This window comes from Catenibacterium sp. CAG:290, assembly GCF_000437715.1.
Taxonomy (GTDB): Bacteria; Bacillota_I; Bacilli_A; order Erysipelotrichales; family Coprobacillaceae; genus Catenibacterium; species Catenibacterium mitsuoka_A.
Genome location: NZ_FR898870.1, coordinates 53,721 through 71,647 on the forward strand (window position 1 = coordinate 53,721; position 17,927 = coordinate 71,647).

Annotated in this window: 22 protein-coding genes and 2 tRNA genes; 7 read left to right on the forward strand and 17 right to left on the reverse strand. The window is 34.1% G+C overall.

Annotated elements, in window-relative coordinates:
- Positions 1–84: 84 nt before the first annotated feature.
- Positions 85–570, reverse strand: coding sequence for a peptidylprolyl isomerase (locus tag QVO42_RS10010; RefSeq protein WP_022425969.1), 486 nt, complete (start codon positions 568–570; stop codon positions 85–87).
- A 98-nt stretch (positions 571–668) separates the two neighbouring features.
- On the reverse strand, positions 669–1,247 hold the full coding sequence (locus tag QVO42_RS10015; RefSeq protein ID WP_022425970.1) for a cytidylate kinase-like family protein: 579 nt from the start codon (positions 1,245–1,247) through the stop codon (positions 669–671).
- A 111-nt stretch (positions 1,248–1,358) separates the two neighbouring features.
- Between QVO42_RS10015 and QVO42_RS10020 the strand changes: the two genes are divergently transcribed.
- On the forward strand, positions 1,359–2,111 hold the full coding sequence (locus QVO42_RS10020; protein WP_022425971.1) for an MBL fold metallo-hydrolase: 753 nt from the start codon (positions 1,359–1,361) through the stop codon (positions 2,109–2,111).
- Positions 2,101–2,580: a 23S rRNA (pseudouridine(1915)-N(3))-methyltransferase RlmH gene (gene rlmH / locus QVO42_RS10025; protein WP_022425972.1), complete on the forward strand. Its 480-nt coding sequence runs from the start codon at positions 2,101–2,103 to the stop codon at positions 2,578–2,580. Before QVO42_RS10020 ends, rlmH begins: the two co-directional genes overlap by 11 nt.
- A 68-nt stretch (positions 2,581–2,648) precedes the next feature.
- Here the strand turns inward: rlmH and rpmE are convergent, their stop codons facing one another.
- The 3 genes from rpmE to murA all read right to left on the reverse strand — a co-directional run bounded on the left by rpmE (position 2,649) and on the right by murA (position 5,338).
- Positions 2,649–2,852: a 50S ribosomal protein L31 gene (gene rpmE, locus QVO42_RS10030; RefSeq protein ID WP_006507087.1), complete on the reverse strand. Its 204-nt coding sequence runs from the start codon at positions 2,850–2,852 to the stop codon at positions 2,649–2,651.
- Positions 2,853–2,951: 99 nt separating this feature from the next.
- On the reverse strand, positions 2,952–4,037 hold the full coding sequence (gene asd / locus QVO42_RS10035; protein ID WP_022425973.1) for an aspartate-semialdehyde dehydrogenase: 1,086 nt from the start codon (positions 4,035–4,037) through the stop codon (positions 2,952–2,954).
- A gap of 20 nt (positions 4,038–4,057) precedes the next feature.
- Positions 4,058–5,338, reverse strand: a complete 1,281-nt coding sequence (murA, locus tag QVO42_RS10040; protein ID WP_022425974.1) for a UDP-N-acetylglucosamine 1-carboxyvinyltransferase — start codon at positions 5,336–5,338, stop codon at positions 4,058–4,060.
- Positions 5,339–5,562: 224 nt separating this feature from the next.
- On the opposite strand from murA, the gene QVO42_RS10045 reads away from it, so the two are divergent.
- Positions 5,563–5,638 (forward strand) — tRNA-Glu (locus QVO42_RS10045).
- Between the two features lie 68 nt (positions 5,639–5,706).
- On the opposite strand, the gene QVO42_RS10050 is transcribed toward QVO42_RS10045, so the two are convergent.
- Positions 5,707–5,782, reverse strand: a tRNA-Gln gene (locus QVO42_RS10050).
- A 47-nt stretch (positions 5,783–5,829) separates the two neighbouring features.
- On the opposite strand from QVO42_RS10050, the gene gltX reads away from it, so the two are divergent.
- Complete coding sequence (gltX, locus tag QVO42_RS10055) at positions 5,830–7,254, forward strand: glutamate--tRNA ligase (protein WP_022425975.1); 1,425 nt, start codon at positions 5,830–5,832, stop codon at positions 7,252–7,254.
- Positions 7,255–7,280: 26 nt separating this feature from the next.
- On the opposite strand, the gene QVO42_RS10060 is transcribed toward gltX, so the two are convergent.
- The 4 genes from QVO42_RS10060 to QVO42_RS10075 all read right to left on the reverse strand — a co-directional run bounded on the left by QVO42_RS10060 (position 7,281) and on the right by QVO42_RS10075 (position 10,261).
- Entirely contained in the window at positions 7,281–7,421 is a 141-nt protein-coding gene (locus tag QVO42_RS10060; RefSeq protein ID WP_022425976.1) for a hypothetical protein, read from the reverse strand.
- 21 nt (positions 7,422–7,442) lie between these two features.
- Positions 7,443–8,375, reverse strand: a complete 933-nt coding sequence (gene cysK, locus QVO42_RS10065; protein WP_022425977.1) for a cysteine synthase A — start codon at positions 8,373–8,375, stop codon at positions 7,443–7,445.
- Between the two features lie 21 nt (positions 8,376–8,396).
- Positions 8,397–9,692, reverse strand: a complete 1,296-nt coding sequence (locus tag QVO42_RS10070) for an O-acetylhomoserine aminocarboxypropyltransferase/cysteine synthase family protein (RefSeq protein WP_006507093.1) — start codon at positions 9,690–9,692, stop codon at positions 8,397–8,399.
- A 137-nt stretch (positions 9,693–9,829) separates the two neighbouring features.
- The gene (locus QVO42_RS10075; protein WP_022425978.1) at positions 9,830–10,261 is read right to left on the reverse strand and encodes an RrF2 family transcriptional regulator; all 432 of its coding nucleotides are present in this window, start codon (positions 10,259–10,261) and stop codon (positions 9,830–9,832) included.
- A gap of 277 nt (positions 10,262–10,538) precedes the next feature.
- Between QVO42_RS10075 and QVO42_RS10080 the strand changes: the two genes are divergently transcribed.
- A complete protein-coding gene (locus QVO42_RS10080) occupies positions 10,539–10,982 on the forward strand; it encodes a hypothetical protein (protein WP_022425979.1) in 444 nt (147 codons plus the stop codon).
- Between the two features lie 84 nt (positions 10,983–11,066).
- Here QVO42_RS10080 and fba read toward each other — a convergent pair whose 3' ends face one another.
- The 7 genes from fba to QVO42_RS10115 form a co-directional block, all read right to left on the reverse strand.
- Positions 11,067–11,939: a class II fructose-1,6-bisphosphate aldolase gene (gene fba / locus QVO42_RS10085; protein WP_022425980.1), complete on the reverse strand. Its 873-nt coding sequence runs from the start codon at positions 11,937–11,939 to the stop codon at positions 11,067–11,069.
- A gap of 85 nt (positions 11,940–12,024) precedes the next feature.
- Entirely contained in the window at positions 12,025–12,306 is a 282-nt protein-coding gene (locus QVO42_RS10090; protein ID WP_022425981.1) for a hypothetical protein, read from the reverse strand.
- Complete coding sequence (locus QVO42_RS10095) at positions 12,290–13,465, reverse strand: MalY/PatB family protein (protein WP_022425982.1); 1,176 nt, start codon at positions 13,463–13,465, stop codon at positions 12,290–12,292. Before QVO42_RS10095 ends, QVO42_RS10090 begins: the two co-directional genes overlap by 17 nt.
- Positions 13,462–14,193 (reverse strand): TrmH family RNA methyltransferase, encoded by a 732-nt coding sequence (locus QVO42_RS10100; RefSeq protein ID WP_022425983.1) that lies wholly within the window; start codon positions 14,191–14,193, stop codon positions 13,462–13,464. Before QVO42_RS10100 ends, QVO42_RS10095 begins: the two co-directional genes overlap by 4 nt.
- An 11-nt stretch (positions 14,194–14,204) precedes the next feature.
- Entirely contained in the window at positions 14,205–14,474 is a 270-nt protein-coding gene (locus QVO42_RS10105) for a hypothetical protein (RefSeq protein WP_022425984.1), read from the reverse strand.
- A 65-nt stretch (positions 14,475–14,539) separates the two neighbouring features.
- A complete protein-coding gene (locus QVO42_RS10110) occupies positions 14,540–15,511 on the reverse strand; it encodes an aldo/keto reductase (RefSeq protein WP_022425985.1) in 972 nt (323 codons plus the stop codon).
- Between the two features lie 91 nt (positions 15,512–15,602).
- Positions 15,603–16,148: a TetR/AcrR family transcriptional regulator C-terminal domain-containing protein gene (locus QVO42_RS10115; protein WP_022425986.1), complete on the reverse strand. Its 546-nt coding sequence runs from the start codon at positions 16,146–16,148 to the stop codon at positions 15,603–15,605.
- 93 nt (positions 16,149–16,241) lie between these two features.
- On the opposite strand from QVO42_RS10115, the gene QVO42_RS10120 reads away from it, so the two are divergent.
- Together QVO42_RS10120 and QVO42_RS10125 are read left to right on the forward strand one after the other, a co-directional pair.
- Complete coding sequence (locus QVO42_RS10120) at positions 16,242–17,045, forward strand: methyltransferase domain-containing protein (RefSeq protein ID WP_022425987.1); 804 nt, start codon at positions 16,242–16,244, stop codon at positions 17,043–17,045.
- Positions 17,042–17,911, forward strand: a complete 870-nt coding sequence (locus QVO42_RS10125) for an RluA family pseudouridine synthase (protein ID WP_022425988.1) — start codon at positions 17,042–17,044, stop codon at positions 17,909–17,911. The genes QVO42_RS10120 and QVO42_RS10125 overlap by 4 nt, the downstream gene beginning before the upstream one ends.
- The last annotated feature ends 16 nt before the right edge of the window (positions 17,912–17,927 follow it).

Genomic DNA, 17,927 nt, shown 5'->3' on the forward strand with positions numbered 1-17,927 from the left:
CAAAAAAGCTATTCATAAAGAATAGCCTAAATTTACTGTCATTATATGATTGTATCAATATTTCAATATTTCGCAACAGTTTTTTTATAATAATTTCATTGTCTTGATAACCTGTGGTTCATTAGGCATATCATTCCAAGGTGATCTTTTAACATTCGCAATCTTATCTACTTCTTCTAATCCTTCAGTAATTAAACCAAAAGCAGCATAGTCACCATCTAGATGTGGTGCGTCAGCATGCATGATAAAGAACTGAGATGAAGCAGAATCCTTAACCATTGTTCTTGCCATTGATAAAACACCTCTTGTATGCTTTAGGTTATTAGTCACACCATTAGATGCAAATTCACCCTTGATAGATGCTGCTGGATGTTCTTTCATATCAGTATCATATCCACCACCCTGGATCATGAATCCTGGGATAACACGATGGAAGATTAAGCCATCAAAGAAGTTATTTTTAATTAAGTTTACAAAGTTTTCTACAGTAATAGGTGCTACTTCAGGATATAATTCACCCTTCATTACATTGCCATCCTGCATTTCAATTTCAAATAAGATTTTTTCCATGATTGTTCTCCTTTATTTGATTTCGTCTTATTTTAACATATTTATTCAATCTCTAATAGTAAAAGCTGTAATAGATCATCTATTACAGCTTCTTATTATTATAATTTCTTATACATTTCCGCAATAATTTCAGCAGCTTCATCTAAACCATAATCACTATTAATAGTTAAGTCAAAATTCTTTAACTGACCCCATTTATTTGTTGTGTAGTAATTATAGTAGTTAGATCTCTTCTTATCTCTTGAGATGACATACTTCTTTGTATTCTCATGCTCTTCTTTATATTCTTCTTCTACTCTCTTAATACGTGATTCAAGAGGTGCATGGACAAAGACTCTTAATACTTTATCATAATCTTCAAGAATATAATCAGCACATCCATTTACTATGATACATGAATCGTTATTTGCAAGATGACGAATGATTTTAGATTGTGTCGCAAAAACCTGATCATTTAAAGGCATTTGGAAAGTACCTCCAGCCATTCCATAAAGGAATCCTGAACTCTTTTCCTGAGCTGCTTTCCTAATTGTTTCAATATCAAATCCAAGTTCCTGTGCAGCTAAATCAATAATCTGATTATCGTAATAAACAAGTCCTAAAAGATCGGCTACTTTCTGTGCTATGATACGTCCTCCAGAACCATATTCTCTTGCGATTGTAATAATTTTAGGCATAAGACAAATCCTCCTTCTATAAGTTTATTTTATCACAAGTTCAAAAGAATATGTAAGAAACTTTATTGTAAATAATGAGATGTGCTATAATGCATGGGAAAGAGGTGGATTATGGAATACCATGTTTTAGCAAGTGGTTCTAAAGGAAACAGCACATTTATTGTAGAAAAAACTACAGGTATTTTAATAGATTGTGGTATCTCAAAGAAACAGCTTGTCTATCGATTAAAAGAAATTGGATATACAATAGATGATATAGATTATGTATTATTAACCCATGATCATACAGATCATAATAAAAATATACATATATTTGATAAAGAAATGGTATATACCGCAAAAGGGAATATAGAGGATCTAGATGAGGATCATGAACTTGTTCCTTATACAAGTTATACATTTGGTGATATAGATGTGTATGTATTACGTCTTTCACATGATGCAACTAATCCTATTGGATTTATATTCAAAGGGGATGAAACACTTCTCTATATGACAGATACAGGTTATGTATCACAGAAGAATAAAGAACTTATTCACAACTTGAATTATTATATTATAGAGTCTAATCATGACATAGAAATGTTGATGGCTACACGTCGTCCTTTTTCTTTAAAGAATAGAATTATGGGAGATACAGGACACTTAAATAATGAATATAGTGCTCATTTAATGTGTGATGTGATTGGTGAGAATACAAAAGAGATTGTACTAGCCCATTTATCACAGGATGCCAATACGAAAGAAAAAGCATTAGAAACTTATTATTCTATCTTTGATGAAGAAAACATAAAATTTGATAAAGAGATGATTAAAGCAGCAAGTCAAACATCTGTTGTTTCTGGAGGAAAATATGAACATTAAGATTATTACTGTAGGTAAGTTAAAAGAGAAGTATTTAAGAGATGGTGTACAGGAGTATGTAAAAAGACTTGGTGCTTATGCCCATGTAGATTTGATTGAAGTACCTGATGAAAAGATTCCTAATAATCCTTCTCTTGCAGAAGAGGCACTTGTAAAGAGTAAAGAAGGAAGAAAGATTCTTGATCATGTGAAACAGAGTGATTTTATGATTCTATTAGATGTAGCTTCACGTGAAATGGATTCAGTGACTTTTAGTCAGTATATTGAGAAGAAGATGATTGATGGTTATTCTACTATTGATTTTGTGATTGGTGGATCTTTAGGACATGGAGAGGATGTTCTTACAAGAGCTGATTTTAAATTATCTTTTTCACCAATGACTTTCCCACATCAATTAATGCGTCTGATTCTTGTAGAACAGATTTATCGTGCATTTAAGATCATGAAGAATGAAACATATCATAAGTAGATGTCAATACAATGTATTGACATCTTTTTTATACAAAAAAAGAACCTGTATAAACAGGTTCTTGCGTCTTATTTAAGACCGTATTTCTTATTGAATTTTTCAACTCTACCATCAGCACTCGCAAATCTCTGTTTACCAGTGTAGAATGGATGACAGTTTGAACAAGTATCCACACGGATTTCATCTAAAACTGAACCAGTTTCAAATTCGTTACCACATGATGTGCAGATTACTTTTACTTTTTTGTAATTTGGATGAATTCCAGCTCTCATTGTCTTATCTCCTTCCGCCTTGAAATATTTGCTACTTCAAAGTAAGTTGCTAATGTATTGTACATCATTTTTTATTGAAATACAATAGCTTTTTTAAATTTATTTCTTAGTAATATAACCTAATTTTGTTAACATTTCAGCACTTTCAACAGCACCACCTGCAGCACCTCTTAGAGTGTTGTGAGATAAACCTACAAACTTATAATCGAAGATGTTGTCTTCTCTAAGTCTACCAATAGAAACTCCCATACCACCTTCATAGTCTACATCTAATGTAACCTGTGGACGGTTTTCTTCTTCCATGTATCTGATGAAATGTTCAGGTGCATGTGGAAGCTTAAATTCCTGTGGCTGACCCTTGAAGTTATTTAAACGATCAATTAATTCTTCTTTAGTAGGCTTCTTATTGAAACTAATAGAAACAGTTGCTGTATGACCATTTAATACTGGTACACGAATACACTGGGCACTAATAATAGGTCCTTCAGCTTTAACGATTTCACCATTTTCAATATGACCAAATACTTTTAATGGTTCCTGTTCAGACTTTTCTTCTTCCCCACTAATTAAAGGAATGATGTTTCCTACCATTTCTGGCCATTCCTTAAAAGTCTTTCCAGCACCAGAAATAGCCTGGTATGTACTTACTACAACCTTTGTTGGTTCAAATTCCTTCCATGCTGCTAAGCAAGGTGTATAAGACTGGATTGAGCAGTTAGGCTTTACTGCGATAAAACCTTTCTTAGTTCCAAGTCTCTTTCTCTGATCTTCGATGACTGCATAATGTTCTGGGTTGATTTCTGGAATAACCATAGGAACATCAGGTGTCCATCTGTGTGCACTGTTGTTTGACACAACAGGTGTTTCTGTTTTTGCATATGCTTCTTCAATTGCTTTGATTTCTTCTTTACTCATATTTACTGCTGAGAATACAAAATCAACTTCCTTCGCAATGTCTTCTACATCTGCAACATCTTTTACGACAATGTTCTTGACTGCTTCAGGAATAGGTGTATCCATTTTCCATCTGCCTTTTACTGCTTCTTCATAAGTCTTTCCCGCACTAGACTTACTTGCTGCAAGTGTAGTCACTTCAAACCATGGATGGTTATCTAGAAGAGTATTAAATCTCTGTCCAACCATACCAGTCGCACCTAAAATACCAACTTTTAACTTGTCACTCATAGCTTCTCCTCCTATCAACATTAATCGTCAATCATATAACGAGTAATGTGTGCTCCTAATGTGATGAGCTTGTGGTCTATATTATCATAACCACGGTCAATATGATAGACATTTGTAATTTCTGTTTTACCTTCTGCCATTAAACCAGCCACCACAAGAGCCGCACCACAGCGTAAATCTGTAGCCATTACTCTTGCACCATGTAGAGGTGTCTTGCCTTTTATATAAGCACACGCTTCACCTAATTCAATATCTGCTCCCATTTTATTAAGCTGAGCACAATGCTTGAATCTTTCTTTATAAATAGTTTCAGACACTTTAGATTGTCCATTACCCTGAGTCAATAGGGTTGTTAAAGGCTGCTGCAAGTCAGTCGCAAATCCTGGATAGACCTGTGTCTGTACTTCAACAGGCTTTAGGTTTCCATCATTGCCATATACAACAATGCTATCGCCAATCTTTTCCATCTTAATGCCCATTTCCTTTAATTTAGAAATAAGCGCATCTAAATGCTGTGGAATAATATTCTGGATAACCATCTTTTCACCAATAGCTGCTGCAATAATCAAGAAAGTACCTGCTTCAATACGATCAGGAATAATTTCATGATATGCACCATGCATATGTTCTACACCATCAATAGTAATAGTATCTGTACCCACACCACGAATTCTCGCGCCCATCTTAGTAAGAAGGTTTGCAACATCAATGATTTCTGGTTCCTTAGCTGCATTTTCAATAACAGTACGACCTTTAGCCTTAACTGCAGCTAACATAATATTGATAGTAGCACCTACAGAAGCGAAATCTAGATAGATTTCAGTTCCAATAAGTTCATCAGCCTTTAAATGATATGTTCCTGTTTCTTCATCATAATTAATATCAGCACCTAATGCTTCAAATCCTTTTAAATGAAGATCAATAGGACGAGGTCCCAAATAACAGCCACCAGGCATTCTAATAGTGACTTCTTTATATTTACCTAGTAATGCCCCCATAAAATAATAAGACGCTCTTAATTTATCAACTGCATTACTTACTAGTGGTATATTTTTCATATTTCTTGGGTCTACACCGATTTCACCTACGGATATATCCCTTTCAACAACACAATTCAATTCTTCTAATAATACGGTTAACGCATCAACATCTGAAATTTCTGGTACATTATAAATTTCAACTGGTTCATCTGATAATACAATAGAAGGAATAAGCGCTACAGTTGCATTCTTCGCACCTGAAATAGTCACTGTTCCATTAAGTTTATGTCCACCTTCAATAGCAATTACTTCTTCTGCCATTTCTATTCAATCCTTTCGTTAAGGTTATTTAAAATTTATGTATATATATTAAAAAACTTTTAAGTTAATAGTTAATAAGTTAAAGTCAAAATATTGGTATTTATCTCGACGAATTCATTATATAGTATTTTACTGAAAATCACAAAGAAAACAGAAAGTAAATAATCCTTTTTAATAAAAGAATATTTTACTTTTAAAAAAAACATGATATACTATGACCACATGGTCCGTTGGTGAAGTGGTCAACACACTTGGTTCTCATCCAAGCATTCAGGGGTTCGAACCCCCTACGGACTACCATTTTTTTATGCGAATAAAAAAAGAAAGCAAAGCTTTCTTTTTAAAAATGTTTGTTTGTATAAAAAAAATGGCTGGGGTAACTGGATTCGAACCAGTGAAATGGCAGATTCAGAGTCTGCTGCCTTACCGCTTGGCTATACCCCAACAGCAATTTATATTATACATATATTTTAGGAGATGTAAAGAGAAAAATGACAAAAATTCGTACAAGATTTGCACCAAGCCCTACAGGGTACATGCATATCGGTAATTTAAGAACAGCTTTATACTGTTATTTAATCGCTAAACATCAAGGTGGCGACTTTATTTTAAGAATTGAAGATACTGACCAGAACCGTGAAGTGGAAGGTGCAACTCAGTTAATTTATGATATTTTAACTGAAACTGGTCTTAACTGGGATGAAGGACCAGATAAGCCTGGAGATTGTGGACCTTATATCCAGTCTGAAAGACTTCCTATTTATCATGAATATGCTAAGAAGCTTATTGAGCTAGGCGGTGCTCATTATTGTTTCTGTGATAAAGATGCTGACAATGATTATGATCCTTGTCGTATGCTTGATCAGGCTGAAATTGATGAAAAGCTTGCAGCAGGTGTTCCTTATGTTATTAGACAGACTATTCCTGATAAGGGTAAGGCTACTTTTGATGATGAAATCTATGGTCATATTGAAGTAGATTGTACTACTTTAAATGATTCTATCTTAATTAAGAGTGATGGATTCCCTACTTATAACTTTGCGAACGTTGTAGATGACCATTTAATGGGTATTACTCATGTTGTACGTGGTAATGAATATTTAGCTTCTACACCTAAATATAACCTTCTATATGATGCATATGGATGGAATAGACCTACTTACATCCATTTACCACCAGTAATGAAGGATGAACATGCTAAGCTATCTAAGAGAAATGGTGATGCATCTTACCAGGATTTAACAAAACAGGGTTATTTAAAAGATGCTATCCTTAACTACATCGCATTACTTGGATGGTCTCCAGCTGATGAAGAAATCCTTTCATTAGATGATTTAATCAAACAGTTCAACATTGAACATATTTCTAAAGCTCCAGCTATCTTTGATATTGATAAGTTAAAATGGATGAATGGTGTTTATTTAAGAAACATGTCATTAGAAGAATTCCACAAAGTGGCATCTCCTTACTATGACTTCATCACTATTCCTGTAAATACATTAGAAATCTCTAAAGCATTACAGCCACGTGTTGAAAGATTAGCTGATATCCCAGAATTAATGGACTTCGTAAATGAAACATTACCATTTGATGCATCTATCTATAAACATAAGAAGATGAAGACTAATCCTGAAAACTCTTTAGAAGCATTAGAATTATCTTTACCAGAACTTGAAAAGTGGGAAGATTATAATGATGACGAAGGATTAATGAATATGATGATGGATATCGCTAAGAGCCATGAATTAAAGAATGGACGTATTATGTGGCCTATCCGTGTTGCATTATCTAATAAAGCATTTACTCCTGGTGGTGCTGTAGAAATTGCTCATATTCTTGGCAAAGAAGAAACTTTAAGAAGAATTAGAGTTGCTATCGAAGATTTAAAGAAATCAGTTGCTGAATCAGCAGAATAAAAACAAGAGGCTCGTTTGAGCCTCTTTTAGTATACTTTCTTATAGTTTGCAAGTGCACCGATTAGGTTAGAATCATTGTTGTATTTACATTGTACTAACTTAACTTGTGGAATAGGCACAGGCATTTTTTCATAGAGTTCATCTAAAGACTTCTGGATATAAGTCATTAAAATGCCTTGGTTTTTATATTAATCCTGGAATAAAGGAGTAGAAAGATAACGGTCACCTGTATCTGGTAGTAAGGCTACAATAGTCTTTCCTTTGTTTTCTGGTCTTTTTGCAAGTTCAATCGCAGCATAAACAGCAGCACCTGAAGAAATACCTACTAAGATACCTTCATTCTGACCTACTTCTTTACCAGTCGCAAATGCATCTTCATTAGTTACACGGATGATTTCATCATATACCTTTGTATCTAAGACATCAGGTACAAAACCTGCACCGATACCCTGGATCTTATGTGCACCACCCTGTCCAGTAGATAATACTGGAGAAGAATCTGGTTCTACTGCAACGACTTTTACGTCTGGTTTCTTATCTTTTAAGTACTGTCCTACACCAGTCACTGTACCACCAGTACCTACACCAGCAACAAAGTAATCGACCTGACCATCTAAGTCTTCAAAGATTTCTGGTCCTGTTGTTAAATAGTGTGCCTGTGGGTTAGCTGGGTTAACGAACTGTCCTGGAATATAGCTGTTTTCAATTCCTTCCGCAAGTTCATTTGCTTTCGCAATAGCACCCTTCATACCCTTGCTTCCATCTGTCAAGACAAGTTCAGCACCATATGCTTTCATTAATGTACGTCTTTCTACAGACATTGTTTCTGGCATAACAATAATAATACGATAACCTCTTGCAGCCGCAACAGAAGCTAAACCAATACCTGTATTACCTGAAGTAGGTTCAATTAATACAGTATCTTTATTGATTTTGCCTGCTTTTTCTGCTTCATCAAGCATATTCTTCGCAATTCTATCCTTAACACTTCCTGCGGGATTGAAGTATTCAACCTTTGCGATGATCTTTGCTTCTAAGTTATATTTCTTTTCTAAATGTGTTAATTCTAATAATGGTGTATGGCCAATTAACTGGTCAGCACTAGTGTATACCTTACTCATGTTAATTTTCCTCCGAATTTGTTATTTTACTGCAGCAAAAGCTTGATCTAAGTCTGCAATAATATCATCAATATGTTCAGTACCAATAGATAATCGAATAGAATTCTGCTGGATACCTACCTGCTTTAATTCTTCTTCATTCATTTCTGCATGTGTAGTAGAAGCTGGATGAATAACTAAAGATTTCACATCTGCAACGTTTGCAAGTAATGAGAACAACTGTAAATTATCAATGAAATCTTTTGCTTTTCTTGCATCACCCTTGATGTTGAATGTGAAGATTGATCCACCACCATTAGGGAAATACTTCTTATATAATGCCTGCTGAGATGGGTCTGTAGATACTGAAGGATGTGAGACAGATTCAACCTGTGGATGGTTATTTAAGTATTCTACAACCTTTAATGTATTTTCTACCTGTCTTTCTACACGTAATGAAAGTGTTTCTAGACCCTGTAAGAAGATCCAAGCATGAATTGGTGAAAGAGTAGCACCCATGTCTCTTAATAAAATAGCTCTAATTCTTGTAATATAAGCAGCGGCTCCTACATCTTTCGCAAAGCTTACACCATGATAAGATGGATTTGGCTCAACAAGCTGTGGAAATTTATCTGCATGTGCCGCCCAGTCAAACTTACCTGCATCAACGATGACACCACCAATAGTAGTACCATGACCACCAATAAACTTAGTTGCTGAATGAATAACAACATCAGCACCATATTCAATTGGTCTAATTAAATAAGGTGTACCAAATGTGTTATCAATAACTAATGGTAAACCATGTTTATGTGCAATCTTTGCGATTGCTTCGATGTCTACAACATCTGAATTAGGGTTACCTAAAGTTTCAATATAAACAAGTTTTGTGTTTTCCTGGATAGCATCTTCAAATGCCTGTGGATTTAATGCATCTACGAATGTAGTAGTAATACCATAATCAGTAAATGTATGTTTAAATAGGTTGAATGTTCCACCATAGATGTTTTCTGCAGATACGATATGGTCACCTGCAGCCACTAAGTTTTGTACTGCATATGTCACTGCAGCTGCACCAGAACCTACTGCTAAGGCGGCTACACCACCTTCTAAAGCCGCAATTCTTTTTTCAAATACATCTTCAGTTGGGTTTGTTAGACGACCATAGATATTACCAGCATCCTGTAATGCGAATCTAGCTGCTGCATGATCTGAGTTATGAAAAACGTAAGATGAAGTCTGATAGATAGGTACTGCACGAGCGTCAGTTACTGGATCAGCTTCTTCCTGTCCTACGTGTAATGCAAGTGTTTCGAAATGATAGTTTTTATTAGACATGTATGTTTCCTCCTTAACCCTATTTGTTTGATAGGTTAATAGGATTATAGCAGTGATAAACCTACTAGTCAACTATATTTATATTGTTTTTTTGTGAATATTTCGTATTTTCTAAATTTAATTGATTTTATTTATGATTATATGACATAATCATCGCCATTTGATGAAGCAGGTACTAAATCACTTAAAGAAACACCTTCTAAATAGTCTGTAATCACTTTATGTAAACCAGTCCACATAGGTAATGTATTACAATAAGATGCTCTTTCACATGTATTACATTCATCTGCTAAACATGATACAGGAGCTAATGTTCCTTCAGTAATCTTAAGAATAGAAGCAACACTATAGTCTTCTGGAGCATGTGTTAAACGGTATCCCCCACCTTTACCTCTTAAACCTTCTACAAAGTGTTCTTTAGATAAAGATTTAATAATAATTTCTAGATACTTTTCAGAGATATCCTGTCTTGCAGCTATTTCTTTTAATGGTATATATTTAGAACGATCATGCTGTGCTAAATCAATCATGACACGTAAAGCATAACGTCCTTTAGTTGATATCATCATAATCAATTCCTCCTTTTACATATACCTAGTATACTAGGGGGTTATAGGGTAAGTCAAGATTAATAGAAATTGAACGTTGATGTAACAGATAGTTGATGGTAGAATTTTAATAGCAAACAGTGATCAACAGTTGTATAAGCTATATGTCAAATCAAAGAAAGGATGAGATATAACCAGAAACATTACATACACAAGTGCAACATATTTAGAGTTACTTTACTAATAGCCCGTTAATTTTTGTATATTATAATAATAAACTCAAATACAAGGAGATCCTATGAAATCAAAAAAGATTATTGTAAGTATTGTTGTTTGTTTAGTCATTGCAGTTATTGCAGTATTTGTAGTACCTAGTTCTAGTTCTTATTTATCAGAAGTTACTATAAGTGGAGAAAAAAAGAAAGGTTATTCTTTCTATAAGTCAATTTCTATATCTAATAAATTAAAAGATGTTGATTTTATAGATCATTTACCCAATGGTATACAGAAGTATGATGAAAGTAAAACACGTTATGGTTCACCTTCTTATACTGTTGTGATAAAGAATGATGCATATCGTTTCTATAGACTATCAAGTGAATCAGATGTACTTGTGACTAAATCAAATAAGAGTGATCAATCTCAAATAAAAGAATATGCGAGAATGAATAAAGATAACTATAAGAAACTTGCATCCTCAACACATTATACTGATTATGATCAATTAGATTACTGGAACTAACATAGGTATTCCTACCACATTTGTGGTAGGAATCTTTTTATTTGCATAAAAAAAAGAGAAGCCTCAGCTTCTCTCTTAAATGAATTATTCAGCAGCTTTACCGATGCAATCAAATACTTCCATTCTGTCTTTTACGCAGTCTCTGATAGCCTGAGCACCTGGAGCAAGTAATTTACGAGGGTCATAACCTTTACCCTGCTGATCCTTACCTTCTTCAATGTACTTTCTAGTAGCTTTCTGGAAGTATAACTGACATTCAGTGTTAACGTTGATCTTAGATACACCTAAGCCAATTGCTTTCTTAACCTGTTCATCAGGTATTCCTGAACCACCATGAAGAACTAATGGTAAGATACCAGTTTCTTTCTGGATAGCATCTAATGCTTCGAACTGTAAACCAGCCCAGTTTGCAGGGTATACACCATGGATATTACCGATACCAGCAGCTAAGAAGTCAACTCCTAAGTCAGCAATCATCTTACATTCTTTAGGATCTGCTACTTCACCCATACCAATAACACCATCTTCTTCTCCACCGATTGAACCTACTTCAGCTTCGATAGATACACCTTTAGCATGGCATAATTCAACTAATTCCTTAGTCTTTTCGATGTTTTCTTCGATTGAATAATGAGAACCATCGAACATGATTGAAGTGAATCCAGCTGCTAATGCTGCCTTAGCACCTTCATATGAACCGTGGTCTAAGTGTAATGCTACTGGTACAGTGATATTTAAAGATTCTACCATTGCTTTAACCATAGCAGCTACAGTTGTGAAACCTGTCATATATTTTGCAGCACCTTCAGATACACCTAAGATTACTGGTGCATTTAATTCCTGTGCTTCTAAAAGAATAGACTTTGTCCATTCAAGGTTATTGATGTTGAACTGTCCAACACCATAATGGCCTGCTTTAGCCTTTTTTAACATTTCTGTTGCGGAAACTAATCCCATAATATTATCTCTCCTTTTCTTTTATACTTCCATAATACTCTTTTTTCTTGTCTATTACTAGAAAAATTAAATGATGTAAACGTTTTTATTTTACTTTATTTTCTTTTTCATTTAGAAGTCTTAAAAAGCCTTCTATTTCCTGCTTTGTATAATAAGCAGGATTATCATCAAGCATCTCTTTTAACTGCTTCTGATAGTCTTTTTGATAGCCAATACGCTTATTTAATAAGCGTATTGCAAGTGTCTGTTGATAGGCAATATCTGTATGAAGAAACTTCTTTAATTGTCGATTCGTATATTCACAAGCACAATCTAATGGAAGATCATCGATATATCCCTGAAGTCTTAAACTATGCAGATTTTTCATCTAATGCCTTCTTTAACTGTAAACAAGCTTTTTCTAAAGTACTTCTAGGACATGCTAAGTTAAATCTTTCAAAACCTGATCCTTCTTCACCAAACACATAACCTTCATCTAACCAAAGATGTGCTTTATGTAACATGAAGTCTTCCTGCTCTTCATTACTCATACCAAGTGTTCTCATATCCACCCAGGCAAGATATAAGCCTTGTGGATCAATTAAAGATACCCCAGGACATTCAGTTTTAAGGAAGTAATCAAGATAATCCATATTACCTTTAATATAATCTAGAAGCTGATCCACCCATTCATCACCTTTAGTATAAGCGACTGTTGTCGCAATAAATCCTAATATTGTAGGATCAGAAATAGAATGACTCATCTTCACTTTCTTAAATTGGTCTCTTAGCTTTTCATCCGCAATAATAGCTGCAGAAGTCTGAAGTGCAGCTAAGTTGAATGTCTTAGATGCTGCAGTTAATACAATTGAAAAGTTCTTATATTCAGGATCTACTTCATAGAATGCGATATGCTTATGAGGCGCATAGACAAAGTCCATATGGATTTCATCCGATACTACAAAAACGTTATGTTTTTTACAGATATCTCCAATTGTTTTTAGTTCTTCTTTAGTCCATACTTTACCCACTGGATTATGTGGATTACAGAAGATCATCATCTTGACATTTTCTTCTATAATCTTAGTTTCAAATGCTTTGTAATCAAGTGTATATTGGTTATCTTTTAGATCAAGAGGCATTCTTACTATACGTCTGCCATTGTTTTTAATAGCACGATAGAATGGATAATAAACTGGTGTAAGAACCAATACACTCTCCTCTTTTTTTGTATAAGCTTCTACTGCAAGATGAAAGGCAGTGACAACACCCGGTGTAGGGACAATCCAGTCTTTTTCAACATGGAAATCATGTCTACGTTCCATCCATCCTACAACACTTTCCAAGTATTCTTCCGGAATTGTACTATAACCATAAATACCATCTAACACACGTTTAGAGAGTGCTTCTGGAATATCTGGTAATGTTTTGAAATCCATATCTGCAACCCACATAGGAATCATATCAGGATCATCTGTATGACCGGAATCATATTTTGCGCAGTTTGTATGATGTCTATCATAGACTGTATCAAAATCATATTTCATCGCAATACCTCCTGTTTATTAAATGCATCCTGTGAGAAGTGGAATAAACCAATACCGACAGACTGTGCTAAGTTAAGTGAATCAATCGCATTCGTATGAGGAATAAAGACACTTTGTCCATATGTCATATAAATATCATCGAGTCCTGATGATTCATTTCCAAAGATCAGTGAATGAGGTGTCACAGGTTTCACCTGATGGATATTCTTAGCCCCCTTCAACATAAATGGATAACATTGATGATCACCAAACTCTTTAAGATACTCATCAATACTTTCATAATAATGAATACGTAAAGAGAATAATGCACCCATAGAAGAACGGACAACATGAGGATTAAAGATATCGACTGCTGGACGAATAATAGCTAAGTCCTGATAACCAAATCCTAACATTGTACGCATAATTGTACCCATATTACCCATATCCATAGGATTCACTAATACAATATGATTTCCCTTCTGTAAAGGTTCATAGAATGTTTTAAATACCCCGATCGCATAACAATTAGACTTTGGTGAAAGCTTATTAATTGTCGCATCATGCACATCAATAGGAATATGATGTAATGCACATAATTCCTTGATTTTAGGATATCCTCTGTTTTCTTCTATTGAAGAGTGTACAACAACTCTTTTCACAATATTTGGTTTATGTTCTAATAATTCTATTGTAGGAAAGACACCCAATGTATAAGAGGAGTCATCACCTTTTTTATATAACTTCATATTTTTCTCCTCTATGCATCTTCATTAATATTCTTAATAGTCTGTAATTCATCTTCCGCATTCTTTTTTAATGCTTCAAAGTGTTTAGGGTCTTGTTTAGCCCCTTTATCAATGAGTTCTAGTAGTTCACGATATTTTTCTACTACAACCTCCATTAATGATTCTTTTACTTTGTAATCTAATTCATCACGGGCCTGCTGATGAACACGATTTAATGATTTATATTGTTCTCTAAATACAAGGTCATAATCCACCTTTGATTTTCTAGAAAATAGTCCCATAAGTATCTCCTCCTTCACCTCATTTATTATACTATAGAACACAAAAATAGTCACAAATAATGTGACTATTTAGTATTCGTTGCCATGACACCTACGAGTGGATGTGGCTGATATGGTTCTTCTAGATATTGTTTTTCTTCTTCACTTAATTCAAGTTCTGTCGCAAGTACAGCTGTATCAACATGTTTAAGTTTAGTCGCCCCTACAACTGGTGATGCTACTTTAGACATCAACCAGGATAATGATACTTCACTCATAGAAACATGATGCTTTAATGCAAGTTCTTCTACACGTTGAATGATTTTTAAATCTAAATCACTTGATGCATCATATTTACCTTTCGCATATGTATCTTTTTCAAGTCTTTGTGATGTTTCTCCCGGATGCTTTGCTAGACGTCCTGATGCAAGTGCACTATATGGTGTCATCGCTATACCTTGTTCATCACAATAACGCTTCATTTCTCTTTCTTCTTCTCTAAAGATCAGATTATAGTGTCCCTGTACACTTACAAACCCTTGCAAGCCTCTTTCTTTCGCAATAGTATTGGCCATTGCTAATTGATATGCAAAACAGTTGGAAATACCTATTTCTTTGATTTTACCTTCTTTAATGAAGTCATTGAGTATTTCTAATGTTTCTTCAATAGGTGTTTGATAATCCCACATATGCATAATATAGAGATCAATATAATCAGTCTGTAATCTTCTTAAACTATTATTCAAACACTCAGTTAAATATGTTCTTGAATCAATAGAATCATCACTCTTAGGGGTATACTTAGTCGCAATAATAACATCTTCACGATGTCCATACTCTTTAATAGCACGTCCTAAGTATTCTTCACTTGTGCCTGATTGATAAGCCATCGCTGTATCAAAGAAGTTGATACCTGATTCTAAAGCATGGAAAATAATCTTTTTAGAGTCTTCATAAGGTAATGTCCAGGAATGCATACCTTGAGATGCATCTCCAAATCCCATACATCCTAAACAAGCCTTAGAAACCTTTAATGAACCAATCTGTGTATATCTCATAATTTCCTCCTGGACTTATCATAATATATATAAGAATAAATAGCGAAAGACAAAAAAGTACTTCTATCCATAAGTAGACAAATAGCGGTAATTATCTATATGGAGAATGATCTTTCAATAAATCCTTTAAACCTAAGTAACGCATATGATTGATGTTGTCTACAAGTTCATCTATTGGCTCTTTCATACCATCTAGAATCCATTGAAGGACCATACTGTGAGAGGCATTGGTATGGTAGAGTGTCGCAAATTTAAGTTCTTTGGATAATGGTTCTCCTATACAGTGTTCATGCCATTTTAAATCAAACGCTATACAATGGTAAAGCATATGCTCCTTTAATGAATTCTGTCCATCTATTAAACAGGCTTGTTCAACGAATGTTTCATATTTCTTTAAGCTGTTTAATGTCTGAGTGAGTGATGATTTAAAGTCAATAGACATATCTTCATCAAACTGATTCACAATCACTGTATCATAAACATAGGCAATAAGATCATTCTTATCTAGAAAATGATTATAGAATGTCTGTCTTGAGAGTTCAGTATCCTCTAGTAAATCGCCTATGGTGATTTTAGAAAGCGGCTTCTTATAGAGAAGTGAAAGAAGACTGTTAGAAAAAGCTTTTTTTATGTTCATGTTATTCCTCTCTTTCATATTAATTTTACAACTTTCAAGTAAAGTATGCTATTATATCATTGCGAATAAGTAATAGAAACGAGGTAAATAAAAATGAGTATACTTGCATGTCCTAAATGTCATGAACCTTTAGAAATTGAAGGTAAAATATGTAAATGCATTAATAACCATTGTTATGATATTGCCCGTCAAGGGTATATGAATCTACTTTTAAATCCTGATAAGGCATCTAATAATCCAGGTGATTCTAAGGAATCATTGATTGCGAGAAAGGCTTATCTTGATAAGGGTTATTATGATCCTATTCTTTTTGAAGTAGTAAATGAAATCAAGAAGAAGGAAGGTCCTTTAAATATCCTAGATCTAGGTTGTGGTGAAGGCTATTATACATATCGTATGAAACAGATTCTTGGTGATGAGAATACTTATTGTGGTTTAGATATTTCTAAACTTGCTGTAAGAATGGCTACACAGTATGATAAGTCTATTCACTGGATTGTAGGTAATTCTAAGAATATTCCAGTACTTGATCATTCTATGGATGTTATTACCGCAATGTTCACTGTAGTCAATCAGGAAGAACTTGCTAGATGTATTAAAGAGGATGGTTATATTATCCATGTAACTGCTAATAGAGATCACTTAATCGAAATTAAACATTTGATTTATGATGAAGTAAGGACTAAGTCTGATAAGTATATCCGTCTTCCATTCAATGTATTAGAGAGTCATGATTTTAAGAAAACTATTTCTATTAAGAATCGTGAAGATGCATTAAATCTTTTAAAGATGACACCACATTATTATCATATCAAGAAAGAAAAGCGTGATGTTCTTGATACATTAGAAGCACTTGATGTCACTATTGATATCAAAGTCACTGTATATCGTCCATGAGAATAAAGAAACAAGGACAGCATCTTCTTATCACCATTGATGAAGAATATGAAAATCGTCCTTTATCTGATTTGTGGGCAGATCTGCATTTATCACGCAAAACAATTCATTTATTAAAACAGAATAAAGACTATAAAATCAATCATGTATTTAATATGAATCCTATACTTCATACAAATGATGTATTAGATGTTCTTGCTTATGAACATGATGATGAAACATATGCTCCTGACTTTCAGGATATAGATATTGTATATGAGGATGATCTGATTCTTGTTGTGAATAAGCCTATTGGGATTGCGGTTTATCCAGATGATCCTCATAAGACAGACAGCTTATCTAATCGAGTGAGTGCTTATTATATGACACAGGGATATGATATTCCTGTTCGTTATATTCATCGTTTAGATAATGATACAAGCGGTTTAGTAGTATTCTGTAAGTGTCATTTAATACAGGCTTATCTAGATCATGCATTGTCTATTAAAGAGATACAGAGAGAATATCTGGCTTATGTAGAGGGGCATATCAAAGAAGGTAAGGAATATAAGATTGAACAGAACTTAGGTAAGGATAGACATAGTCCTTCTAAGATGCGTGTTTATTCTAAGGGTATTCCTGCTGTGACTTATTACCAGTGTCTAGAAAATAAGGAAGATCATGCACTTGTAAGATGTCGTCTAGAGACTGGTAGAAAGCATCAGATCCGTGTTCATATGGCTTCTATTGGTCATCCTATTCTAGGTGATTCCCTTTATAATGAAGGCTCTGATTATCCACGTCTAGCACTTCATGCAGCCTATATCAAGTTTGAAGAACCAATCACTCATCTTGAGATTAATTTATATAGTCCTATGGAATTTTAAAAGGAGATGGCGACAT

Bases quoted from the DNA above. Each gene is read 5' to 3' on its own strand.
- QVO42_RS10010 (WP_022425969.1), bottom strand. From the start codon at position 570: ATGGAAAAAATCTTATTTGAAATTGAAATGCAGGATGGCAATGTAATG.
- QVO42_RS10015 (WP_022425970.1), bottom strand. From the start codon at position 1,247: ATGCCTAAAATTATTACAATCGCAAGAGAATATGGTTCTGGAGGACGT.
- QVO42_RS10020 (WP_022425971.1), top strand. From the start codon at position 1,359: ATGGAATACCATGTTTTAGCAAGTGGTTCTAAAGGAAACAGCACATTT.
- rlmH (WP_022425972.1), top strand. From the start codon at position 2,101: ATGAACATTAAGATTATTACTGTAGGTAAGTTAAAAGAGAAGTATTTA.
- rpmE (WP_006507087.1), bottom strand. From the start codon at position 2,852: ATGAGAGCTGGAATTCATCCAAATTACAAAAAAGTAAAAGTAATCTGC.
- asd (WP_022425973.1), bottom strand. From the start codon at position 4,037: ATGAGTGACAAGTTAAAAGTTGGTATTTTAGGTGCGACTGGTATGGTT.
- murA (WP_022425974.1), bottom strand. From the start codon at position 5,338: ATGGCAGAAGAAGTAATTGCTATTGAAGGTGGACATAAACTTAATGGA.
- gltX (WP_022425975.1), top strand. From the start codon at position 5,830: ATGACAAAAATTCGTACAAGATTTGCACCAAGCCCTACAGGGTACATG.
- QVO42_RS10060 (WP_022425976.1), bottom strand. From the start codon at position 7,421: ATGACTTATATCCAGAAGTCTTTAGATGAACTCTATGAAAAAATGCCT.
- cysK (WP_022425977.1), bottom strand. From the start codon at position 8,375: ATGAGTAAGGTATACACTAGTGCTGACCAGTTAATTGGCCATACACCA.
- QVO42_RS10070 (WP_006507093.1), bottom strand. From the start codon at position 9,692: ATGTCTAATAAAAACTATCATTTCGAAACACTTGCATTACACGTAGGA.
- QVO42_RS10075 (WP_022425978.1), bottom strand. From the start codon at position 10,261: ATGATGATATCAACTAAAGGACGTTATGCTTTACGTGTCATGATTGAT.
- QVO42_RS10080 (WP_022425979.1), top strand. From the start codon at position 10,539: ATGAAATCAAAAAAGATTATTGTAAGTATTGTTGTTTGTTTAGTCATT.
- fba (WP_022425980.1), bottom strand. From the start codon at position 11,939: ATGGGATTAGTTTCCGCAACAGAAATGTTAAAAAAGGCTAAAGCAGGC.
- QVO42_RS10090 (WP_022425981.1), bottom strand. From the start codon at position 12,306: ATGAAAAATCTGCATAGTTTAAGACTTCAGGGATATATCGATGATCTT.
- QVO42_RS10095 (WP_022425982.1), bottom strand. From the start codon at position 13,465: ATGAAATATGATTTTGATACAGTCTATGATAGACATCATACAAACTGC.
- QVO42_RS10100 (WP_022425983.1), bottom strand. From the start codon at position 14,193: ATGAAGTTATATAAAAAAGGTGATGACTCCTCTTATACATTGGGTGTC.
- QVO42_RS10105 (WP_022425984.1), bottom strand. From the start codon at position 14,474: ATGGGACTATTTTCTAGAAAATCAAAGGTGGATTATGACCTTGTATTT.
- QVO42_RS10110 (WP_022425985.1), bottom strand. From the start codon at position 15,511: ATGAGATATACACAGATTGGTTCATTAAAGGTTTCTAAGGCTTGTTTA.
- QVO42_RS10115 (WP_022425986.1), bottom strand. From the start codon at position 16,148: ATGAACATAAAAAAAGCTTTTTCTAACAGTCTTCTTTCACTTCTCTAT.
- QVO42_RS10120 (WP_022425987.1), top strand. From the start codon at position 16,242: ATGAGTATACTTGCATGTCCTAAATGTCATGAACCTTTAGAAATTGAA.
- QVO42_RS10125 (WP_022425988.1), top strand. From the start codon at position 17,042: ATGAGAATAAAGAAACAAGGACAGCATCTTCTTATCACCATTGATGAA.